Origin of the sequence: Lysobacter enzymogenes, assembly GCF_017168095.1 — a bacterium.
GTDB classification, from domain to species: Bacteria; Pseudomonadota; Gammaproteobacteria; order Xanthomonadales; family Xanthomonadaceae; genus Lysobacter; species Lysobacter enzymogenes_D.
This window is the reverse complement of sequence record NZ_LXSD01000088.1, coordinates 1-3,122: the sequence shown is the minus strand read 5'-3', so window position 1 is coordinate 3,122 and position 3,122 is coordinate 1. Positions and strand designations below refer to the sequence as shown.

2 protein-coding genes are annotated in these 3,122 nt (G+C 72.0%); both read right to left on the bottom strand.

Annotated elements, in window-relative coordinates:
* Window positions 1–54: 54 nt before the first annotated feature.
* Window positions 55–1,377, bottom strand: coding sequence for an HlyD family secretion protein (locus A7A76_RS02545; protein WP_206409720.1), 1,323 nt, complete (start codon window positions 1,375–1,377; stop codon window positions 55–57).
* A 15-nt stretch (window positions 1,378–1,392) separates the two neighbouring features.
* Window positions 1,393–3,122 (bottom strand): hypothetical protein (locus A7A76_RS02540; RefSeq protein WP_206409719.1); only part of this gene is annotated, 1,730 nt, incomplete at its 5' end.

Below are 3,122 nucleotides of genomic sequence, written 5' to 3'. Positions count from 1 at the left end.
GCGCGGCGAGCGCCGCGGCCAGCGCGGCGCAGCGGACGTAGCCTCGCAGCGCGCTCATCGGGCCGGCGTCCCGGCGTCGGCGGGCGCGGACCGCGATGCGGCGTTGTCCGCCGCGTCGCCGGTCGAACGTTTGCTGTCGTAAGGCCTGCCGTTCGCAGGCGCGCCGTTCGGCAGCGCCCCGGCCGAAGATGGATTCGGCGACGCGCCCGCGGCGGGCGCCGCGGCGCCGTCGTCGGCCTGCAACGCCGGCACCGAAGCATCGCGTGCGGCATCCGCCGCCGCGGCCCGCTCGGCGCGATGCACCGCCGCTTCGTCGATCGTGCTCGCGGTATCGACCGTGGCCTCCACCGACATGCCCGGCCGCAGGCGCGCGGCCAGTTCGCGCTCGCCGGCGCCATCGCCGGGCTCGACCGCGATGCGCACCGGCAGACGCTGGGCGACCTTGGTGAAGTTGCCGGTGGCGTTGTCGGTCTTGATCACGCTGAACTCCGAACCGGTCGCCGGCGAAATCCGCTCGACCCGGCCGCGCAAGGTCTTGCCGTCGAGCGCATCGACCCGGAACCACGCCGCCTGCCCCGGACGGATCGCCGCGGTCTGCGATTCCTTGAAGTTCGCCACCACCCACACCCGGTGCGGCACCAGTTGCATCAGCTGCGTGCCCGGGGTGACGTACTGGCCCAGGCGCACGCCGATCTCGCCGAGCTGGCCGTCCTGCGGCGCCAGGATGCGGGTGTTGGCCAGGTCGATCTCGGCCAGCTTCAACGCGGCGCGCGCATTGGCCACCGCCGCGCTCAGCGCGTCGCGGTTGACGATCACCGAGCGCACGTCCTCGTCGGCCGAGCGCCGCGCGGCCTGGGCCTGGCCCATCGCGGCTTCGGCCTGGCGCAACGCCGCCAGGGTCTGGTCGCGCTCGCGCCTGGACAGCGAGCCGTCGCCGACCAGCGCCTCGGCGCGGCGCATATCGGCCTGGGCGCGGGCCAGATTGGCCTGCGCCGCCTTGAGCTGGGCCGCCACGTTCGCCACCGCGGCTTCGCGCACGCGCTGGGCCTGGGTGGAGTTGGCGAGGTTGGCGTCCTGCGCGGCGAGGTTGGCGCGGGCCTGGTCGACGCGCTGGCGGTAGTTGCGCGCGTCCAGTTCCACCAGCACCTGCCCGGCCTTGACCTGCATGTAGTCCTGCACCCGCACCTGGGCGACATAGCCGTCGACCTTGGGCGCGATCACGGTGACGCTGCCGCGCACGTAGGCGTTCTCGGTGGTCTGGCGCGCGCTGGAGAACGGCCACAGCCGCCAGGCGTAGAGGATCACCAGGATCGCCAGCAGCGCGATCAGCAGCGCCGGGATGGTGGCCTTGGATTTGAAGGGCGTCTTCAGCGGCATGGGGCGTCCTTCGGGTCAGGTGCCGGGAGAGGGAATCGGAGCGGCCGGCGGCGATTGCAGCGCAGGCGGCGTCGGCGCGGCGTCGCGGTTCGCGGGCTGTGGCGGCGGCGCCGCGGCCGGCGGGCCGAACGGCCCGGGCACCTGCGAGGCGAAGCTCACCACGGTGTGCCCGCGCCGCCACAGGTGCCACTTCAGCAGCAACACCCACACCAGCACCGCCGCGGCCAGCCACGCCACCGCCAGGAACACGTCGTTGTAGGCCAGCACCCACGACTCGCGCACGACCTGCTGATTGAACGAGGCCAGCCCCTGGTTGCCGCGCGCCGCCGTATCGCCGAGCACGCGCGCGACCGCGCCGCCGAGCTGCTGGGTGCGCAGCACGACCTGCGGATCGGCGAGCGTGGCCTGCTGCATCAGATGCTGGTAATGCGCGGTCTGGCGCTGGGCCAGATACGTTCCCAGCACCGCCGAGCCGAGCAGGCCGCCGAGCGCGTTGGTGGTGCTGAACAAGACGATGAAGGTGACCAGGTTGCGCAGCCCGTCGGCGACCACGCGCACCAGTGCCAGCAGGATCGAGGAGGCCAGGAACATCGAGGCCGCCATCGCGATCAAGGTCTGGGTGAGGTAGAAGTTCTCCGGCCGGGTCAGGTTGGTCGCGTGCGAGTCCACGTAGGCGCAGACGCCGACGATGGCCACCGCGATCAGGCCGAGCAGGTCGAAGCGCTGTTTGGGCAGGAACAGCAGCGTCACCACGAAACCGCCGACCGTGCCCGCCAGCACCAGCCAGAACAGCGTGTGCATCTGCTCGTTGAGCAGGCCCAGCACGTTGAGCAGGCCGACCGCGCCGACCGATTGCTCCGACAGCACCATGCGCGACAGCGTGATCGCCAGCCCCAGCCGCACCATGTAGCCGCCGTGCAGCAGCCAGCGCAGGTTGACCATCGGCTTGGAACGGTTGATCTCGACCACTACGAACAAGCCCGCGCACAGCGCCGCCGCGGCCAGGCATTCGCCCAGCCACGGCGTGTCCAGCCACCAGCGCAGCCGGCCCTGGGTCAGCACCACGGTGAACAAGGCGATGGCGCTGGCGTAGAGCGGGAAGCTGACGATGTCCAGGCCGTCGAACATCGGCTGGCGCGGCACCGGGGTGACCCGCAGCAGGTTGATCGCGGCGAAGCAGGCCAGCGCCAGCCCGCGTTCGAACATCACCACGCCGTGCCACTGGCCGTTGAGGAACAGGCTCTCGGCGATGATCCGCGACACCGGCGCGCCGGTCTGCAGCGCGGCGAAGCCGAACATCAGCCCGATCACCTTCTTCGGCCCGCTGAAGACCTCGGCCATGTACAGCACGGTCAGCGAGCTCAGCGGCGCGGCGGCGATGCCGAGCGCGGCGCGCGCGGCGATGGCCGAGCTCAGGTCGTTGGCGACCAGGTGCACGATCGCGGCGAACACGAACAGGCCGATGGCCAGATCGGCGAACAGGCGCAGGCCGTAGTGCAGGCGGAACTTGGTCAGCAGCAGGCTGGCGGGGATGTTGGTGGCGAAGTACGCGGTCAGCAGCCAGGCGCCTTCGGCCGTGGTCGCGCCGAGCGCGCCCTGCACCTGCGGCAGGTTGGAGGCGACCAGGTTCATGCCCAGGCTCTGGGTCAGGCCGAGCAGCAGCGAGATCGCGACGAATGCGGCCATGCGCCAGCGCGGCATCGGCGCCGGCGCGGCCGGCGGGCCGGGTGGCGCAGCGGCGGGCG